This window comes from Streptomyces sp. ICN903 (assembly GCF_022015835.1).
Taxonomy (GTDB): Bacteria; Actinomycetota; Actinomycetes; order Streptomycetales; family Streptomycetaceae; genus Streptomyces; species Streptomyces fenghuangensis.
The window spans coordinates 1-6,244 of record NZ_JAKMAY010000307.1; the positions used below are offsets into that span (position 1 = coordinate 1).

General features: G+C 76.2%; 6 protein-coding genes. 5 read left to right on the forward strand and 1 reads right to left on the reverse strand.

Features of this window, described 5'->3' with window-relative positions; all coding sequences use genetic code 11:
- Nucleotides 1-182 precede the first annotated feature (182 nt).
- A complete protein-coding gene (locus L7D48_RS24035; protein WP_237882394.1) occupies nt 183-794 on the reverse strand; it encodes an ATP-binding protein in 612 nt (203 codons plus the stop codon).
- Nucleotides 795-1,009: 215 nt separating this feature from the next.
- Here L7D48_RS24035 and L7D48_RS24040 point away from each other — a divergent pair, with 215 nt between their 5' ends.
- The 5 genes from L7D48_RS24040 (at nt 1,010) to L7D48_RS24060 (ending at nt 6,223) form a co-directional block, all read left to right on the forward strand.
- The gene (locus L7D48_RS24040) at nt 1,010-1,912 is read left to right on the forward strand and encodes a hypothetical protein (RefSeq protein WP_237882396.1); all 903 of its coding nucleotides are present in this window, start codon (nt 1,010-1,012) and stop codon (nt 1,910-1,912) included.
- Nucleotides 1,913-2,070: 158 nt separating this feature from the next.
- Nucleotides 2,071-2,859: a YcnI family protein gene (locus L7D48_RS24045; RefSeq protein WP_237882398.1), complete on the forward strand. Its 789-nt coding sequence runs from the start codon at nt 2,071-2,073 to the stop codon at nt 2,857-2,859.
- A 121-nt stretch (nt 2,860-2,980) separates the two neighbouring features.
- Nucleotides 2,981-3,676: an SCO family protein gene (locus L7D48_RS24050; protein WP_237882400.1), complete on the forward strand. Its 696-nt coding sequence runs from the start codon at nt 2,981-2,983 to the stop codon at nt 3,674-3,676.
- Nucleotides 3,673-4,194 carry a copper chaperone PCu(A)C gene (locus tag L7D48_RS24055; protein ID WP_374493548.1) on the forward strand — a complete coding sequence of 174 codons (522 nt, stop codon included), beginning with the start codon at nt 3,673-3,675 and terminating at the stop codon, nt 4,192-4,194. Before L7D48_RS24050 ends, L7D48_RS24055 begins: the two co-directional genes overlap by 4 nt.
- Before the next feature lie 16 nt (nt 4,195-4,210).
- A complete protein-coding gene (locus L7D48_RS24060; protein ID WP_237882402.1) occupies nt 4,211-6,223 on the forward strand; it encodes a copper resistance protein CopC in 2,013 nt (670 codons plus the stop codon).
- Nucleotides 6,224-6,244 lie beyond the last annotated feature (21 nt).

The window sequence follows — 6,244 nt, forward strand, 5'->3', positions numbered from 1 at the left end:
GCGGGGGTGGTGGCGGTCGCCAGCAGGCCGGCTGTCAGCAGGAGGGCCGCCGGCCCTCGCAGGACTCGTAAGAGGCGCGTCGAGAGGGGGTGTCCCATGGGAGTTCCCTTCAACCGTGGGGGTTTCCGGCGGTAACGGTAGTGCCGCCGCCGGAACCCCGCCACGGTGCGCGGGGCCGCCGCTCAGGACGCCCTCAGCAGCGAGTCCTTCCGCCACTTGAGGAGCTTGTCGAAGCAGACCATGGCGCCGTCCCCCGGACGGTTGCGGAAGTCGACGTGGTCGGCGAGGGCCTCGATCAGGAACAGGCCCCGGCCGTGCTCGTCGGTGTGGACCCCGTCGCGGGCCTCCTCGCGGAACCCGTCGCGGGCCGGGCCCGCGCTCCTGGCGAACAGGGGCCCGAAGGCGGTCGCCGTGTCGAGGTCCGCCGCGGTGTTCGTCCCGACGGCGTCGGCGGCCGTGCCGGCTGCCGTACCGACCGCCGTGTCGGCGGGCTCGGCGCGGGGCGCGCTGCGGTACCCGTCCACGAAGCCCGGTCCGTGATCGGTCACCTCGATGCGGCACATGTCGTCATCGATGTACGCCGTCACGTGGTACTCACCGGCGCCCGCCGACCCCCCGTCTCCGGGACCGCCGTGCTCGACCGCGTTCGCACAGGCCTCCGAGAGCGCGATCGACAGGTCGTAGGAGACGTCGGGATCGACCCCGGCCGTCTCCATCGCCCCGAGCAGGAGCCGCCGGGCGAGCGGGACGCTCGCAGCCTCACGCCGCAAGTGGAGAGACCACCAGATGCTCATGCTCAGCCTCCTGGCTGCGGCTCGACATACGCATACGTATTGCCCGGGGCGGCGGCGGTAAGCACGGCGGCGGCGCGCTACCCCTCATTCGGCGGACCCGATGAGTTCCGCAATGTACGGAAAATGTACGAGGTGATCCCCTCGTCCGGTTGTCAACCGCGTTGGGAGGGTGCCCCGTGTCGCCGCCGAACGGGTGATGAGATGATGGCCCGGCCATGAGAGCCCCTGTCGCGCGTGCCGCCGCCGACCTGCGACTGCTGCGGGCCGCGGTGTTCGCCGCGGTCTGCGTCACGCTGTCCGCGGCCGGTCACGTGTCCGCCGCCGGGCAGCCCCTGCCGGTGTGGGCGCTCCTGGCCGGCTTCGCGGCCGTGCTCGCCACCGCCGTGCCGCTGGCCGGACGCGAGCGCTCGCTGCCGGGCATCGCGGCGCTGCTGGCCCTGGGGCAGATCGCCCTGCACTTCCTCTTCTCCTGCGGTCAGGCCGCGCACACGGCCCCGGCCGCCCCGGACCGGGGCGACGGCGGGGTGCTCGCGCTGGCCGGGCGGCTGCTGTGCAACGACCGGGCCGCCGCCGCCCTGAGCGAGGCCGAGGCCCGACGCATCGTCGCCGACGCCGGACTCTCCGGCGCCCTCCCCGGCGGCCACGCCGCCGCGGGGCACACCGCGGCGGGCGCCGCCGACACGGTGGCCGGTGCGACGGCCGGCACGGTGGTCGGCGGTGCCGCCGACTGCCTGCGGTACGCCGTGCACTCCGCCCTGTCGCTGCTCTCCGCCCCCATGCTGCTCGGCCACCTGCTGGCCGCGCTCGCCATGGGCTGGCTGCTGCGCCGCGGCGACGCCGCGCTGTGGCGGCTGGTGAGGCTGTCGGCCCACTTCGCCGACGGGCTCGACGGGTTCACCGGCGGACTCTGCGGGCTGCTCGTACGCGCCCTGCGCACCGCGCTGCGCCGCGTACGCGCCCTGCTGCGCGGGCTGCTGCCCGAGGACGCCGTGCCGGTGCGCGCCCCGCGCGCCGACGCGGCCCGCGGCCCGGTGCCGCCCGCGTCCCTGCTGCCGGCGCACTCGGTGATCAGGCGCGGGCCGCCCGCCGCCGCGCGGGATCTGACCCTCGCGGCCTGAAGCGCACGCTCCCCCGCTCTCCCGAGCACGGGTGGGTTGCGCCTGCCGCCGCGCACCATGCCCGAGCTCGTCCGGCCGGGAGGCGCAGCGCGCCTCCCCGACCCAAGTGCGGTCGCGGCCGGAGAGCGTCCCGTGCCCGATGAGGAGTGTCCTTCAGCATGCAGTCCCAGACACCGGTCACCAAGCCGTCCACCGCCGTGCCGTCCGTCCGCCGTCTCGCCGCGGCCGGCGCCGTCGCGGCCGCCCTGGCCCTCGCCGCCGCCGGACCGGCCGCCGCCCACATCTCCGTCAACCCCGGCGAGGCCGAGCAGGGCGGCTACACGACGATCGACGTCAAGGTCCCCAACGAGCGGGACAACGCCTCCACCGTCAAGGTGGAGGTCACCTTCCCCGCCGACCACCCGCTCGCCTCGGTGATGCCCCAGCCGGTACCGGGCTGGGAGGTGAAGGTGACGAAGACCGAGCCGGCCGAGCCCGTGGAGGCACACGGCCGGAAGCTCACCGAGGTCCCCTCCAAGATCACCTGGACGGAGACCGGCGGCGGCATCGAGCCGGGCACCTTCCAGCAGTTCCCCGTCTCCGTCGGGAAGCTCCCCGAGGACGCCGACCGGCTCGTCCTCAAGGCCGTCCAGACGTACAGCAACGACGAGGTCGTGCGCTGGATCGAGGAGCCGCCCGCCGAGGGAGAGGGAGGCGAGGAGCCGGAGCACCCGGCGCCCGTGCTGAACCTCGTCCCGCCTGCCGAGGGCGGCCACGGCGGCGACACGGACGCCGGTGACGAGACCACCACCGAGACCGCCACCGAGACCGCGGCCCAGGGCGAGGCGGGCGGCGCGTCGGACTCCTCCGACACCACCGCCCGCGTCCTCGCCGTCACCGGCATCGCCGTCGGAGCCGCCGGCGTCGCCTTCGGCGTCCTGGCCGGACGCCGCCGCCCCACCTCCTGACGCCCGGCCGCGTCCGGAGGGGCCGCCCGCACCGGCGGCCCCTCCGGGCCCGCGGCCACGGCCCGCCACCGCAGGCACCACCGCAGGCACCACCGCAGACCGCAAGGAAGAAAGAACCCTCATGCACTCCGTTCCGCGCCGCCACCCCCGGCGCACCCGCCGCGCCCTCGGGCTCGCCCTGGCCGCCGTGCTGCTCACCACGGGCACCGCCGCCTGCGGCGCCTCCGGCGACGACGGCACCGGTACCTCCGGCAACGCCCCGGCCTCCGCCGACGCGGGAACCGGCCCCAAGCAGGGCGTCGTCCTGGACAACCCCTTCGACAAGCCGGAGCTGGTCCTCACCGACACCGACGGCGAGACCTACGACCTGGTCGAGGAGACCGAGGGCCACCCGACCCTGATCTACTTCGGCTACACCCACTGCCCCGACGTGTGCCCCCTGACGATGAGCAACATCGCCGTCGCCAAGTCCAAGCTGCCCGAGGCCGAGCAGGAGAAGCTGCGGGTCGTCTTCGTCACCTCCGACCCCGAGCGCGACACCCCCGAGTCGCTCGGCGAGTGGCTGCGCGCCCAGGACCCCGACTTCATCGGGCTCACCGGCGACTTCGACAAGATCCAGGCCGGCGCCCGGTCCCTGGGCATCTCCCTGGAGCCGCCGGCCGAGGACGAGAACGGCGACATCGTCTCCTCCCACGGCACCCAGGTCCTGGCCTTCCTGCCGAAGGACGACCGGGCGCACGTCCTCTACACCGAGGACGTGCCCGTCGAGACCTACGAGAAGGACCTGCCCGCGCTCGCCCAGGGGAAGCTGCCGTGAACCGCCGGAACCTCCGGGACCACCGGAGCCCCCTGAACCGCCGTCCCGTCCGCCGCGCCCCCGGGCTCGCCCTGGCCGCCGCGCTGCTCATCGCGGGCACCGCCGCCTGCGGCGGCTCCCCGGGCCCGGAGCTGAGCGTGGAGGGCGCCTACGTGCCCGAGCCGGTCACCGCCGACCGGGCGGGCGGCTTCCTGGTCGTCCGCAACGACGGCGACACCGCCGACCGGCTCGTCTCGGCCGCCAGCGACATCTCCGACGACGTGCAGATCCACGAGACCGCCGGCGGGCGGATGCGGCGGGTGGACTCCCTGACCGTGCCCGCCAACGGCACTCTGGAGCTCAGCCGGGGCGGCAACCACCTGATGTTCATGGACCTGGAGCACAAGCCCGCCGAGGGCGAGGAGGTCTCGGTGGAGCTGCGCTTCGAGAAGTCCGACCCGATCACCGTCGAGGTCCCGGTCGAGGCGGTCAACCACGTCCCCGACGCCCCCGGGCACACCGAGCACTCCGAAGAGTGAGGCAGGTACCCCCGTCATGACCACCACCGCCCCCCGCGCCCTGCCACGGCCGGCCGTCCGGCCCGGCCCGCACAGGCTGTCCGGCCTGCTCGGTGTGCTCGGTCTGCTCGGCGTGCTGTCGGCGCTGCTGCTCGGCGGCGCCGCGCCGGCCGCCGCGCACGCCACGCTGACCGGCAGCGACCCGGCGCGGGGAGCGGTGGTGGACGAAGCCCCCCGGCAGGTGACGCTCACCTTCTCCGAGAGCGTGTCCCTGGCGGACGGCGCCATCCGCGTCCTGGCGCCCGACGGCGGGCGCGCGGACACCGGCCGGGTGCGGGACCTCTCCGGCGGCGGCGAGGTCCGCCACGGCACCGGGCTGCGCGACGGGCTGCCCGACGGCACCTACACCGTCGTCTGGAAGGCGGTCTCGGCCGACAGCCACCCCATCTCCGGCGCCTTCACCTTCTCCGTCGGCGCCCCCTCGCAGACCTCCGCCGCCGTGCCGGAGGAGGAACCGGGCGGCGGCACGGTCGGCGTGCTCCACGACATCGCCCGCTACGCCGCCTACACCGGCTTCGTACTGCTCGTCGGCGGGGCGGCCTTCGTCCTCGGCTGCCTGCCCGCCGCCGCCCGGGCGCGGGCGGTGCGGCGCCTGGTGGTGGGCGGCTGGGTCACGCTGACCGCCGCCACCGTCGCGGCGCTGCTGCTGCGCGTCCCGTACACCGGCGCGGGCGGACCGGGCGACATGCTCGACACGGGCGCGCTGCGCACGGTGCTGGAGACCAGGACGGGTACGGCGCTGGTGTCCCGGCTGCTGCTGCTCGCGGCGGCGGGGCTGTTCGTCTCGCTGCTGTTCGGGGCGTACGCCCGGCGAAGCGGCGGGGAGCCGGCCGGGGGCGACCGCGGCGACCGGCGCGACCGGCGGGGCCTGGTCATCGGACTGCCGGCGGGCGGCGCGGCCGTCGCCGTGGGGCTCGCCGCGACCTGGGCCGCGGCCGAGCACGCCTCGACCGGCCCCCAGACCGCCGTGGCGGTACCGGCCGACATCGTCCACCTGCTCGCCGTCGCCGTCTGGCTGGGCGGTCTGGCGGCGCTGCTCGCCGCGCTGCGGTGGGGGCCCGCGGTGGACGGGGAGGCGGTGCGCCGCTTCTCGCGGACCGCGCCGGCCTGCGTGGCCGTCCTCGCCGCCACCGGCCTCTACCAGTCCTGGCGGCAGGTCGGCGGCTGGGAGGCGCTGACCTCCACCTCGTACGGGCGGCTGCTGCTGGTCAAGATCGCGCTGGTGGCGCTGCTGCTCGGGGTCGCCCGGTTCTCCCGCCTCCACACCGCCGCGCTGGCGGACGCGCCCGGGGAGCAGCCCGTCCCCGAAACGGAACCCGTCACCGAGCCGGTGTCCGTCCCCGAGCCGGTGTCCGCCCCCGAACCGGGCCCGGACGTCACCCCCGAGCGCGCCGCGCAGCTCGCCCGCCAGCGCGCCGCGGTCGAGACCGCGCGCCGCAGGCGGGAGCGCGACGCCGACCCGGCACGTGCCGGGCTGCGGCGCTCGGTGCTCGCCGAGGCGGCCGTCGCGGCGGCCGTCCTCGCCGTGACGACCCTGCTCACCGCGGCCGAGCCCGCCCGTACCGCCGTGGCGTCCGAGGCGTCGTCCGGTGGTACGGCGTCCGGGGCCGCCGAGCAGGGGCAGGGCGGGTCCGGCTCCGAACGCGGCGGGCCACTGGTCGTCACCGTCCCCTTCGACACCGGCGGCCCGGACGGCGCGGGCCGGGCCCGGCTCCTGCTGGACCCGGGCAGGAGCGGCGGCAACTCCCTGCTGGTGCGCACCACCACCGCCGGCGGCGAGCCCCTGGACGCGCCGGAGGTACGGGTCGCCTTCACCCTCCCCGCCCGGGGCGTCGGCCCGCTGACCGTCACCCTGGAGCGGACCGGCGAGGGCCGCTGGTCCGCCTCCGGGCTCCAGCTCCCCCTGCCCGGCGCCTGGGAGGCCGCCGTGACCGTGCGGACCTCCGACATCGACCAGGTGACCGAGCGCAGGACCTTCGAACTCGACTGACCGGCGCCCGCCACCCGCCCC

What these genes read in the sequence shown, in the direction of transcription:
- L7D48_RS24050 (WP_237882400.1), top strand. Translation starts at nt 2,981, where the DNA reads ATGCACTCCGTTCCGCGCCGCCACCCCCGGCGCACCCGCCGCGCCCTC.
- L7D48_RS24060 (WP_237882402.1), top strand. Translation starts at nt 4,211, where the DNA reads ATGACCACCACCGCCCCCCGCGCCCTGCCACGGCCGGCCGTCCGGCCC.
- L7D48_RS24045 (WP_237882398.1), top strand. Translation starts at nt 2,071, where the DNA reads ATGCAGTCCCAGACACCGGTCACCAAGCCGTCCACCGCCGTGCCGTCC.
- L7D48_RS24035 (WP_237882394.1), bottom strand. Translation starts at nt 794, where the DNA reads ATGAGCATCTGGTGGTCTCTCCACTTGCGGCGTGAGGCTGCGAGCGTC.
- L7D48_RS24040 (WP_237882396.1), top strand. Translation starts at nt 1,010, where the DNA reads ATGAGAGCCCCTGTCGCGCGTGCCGCCGCCGACCTGCGACTGCTGCGG.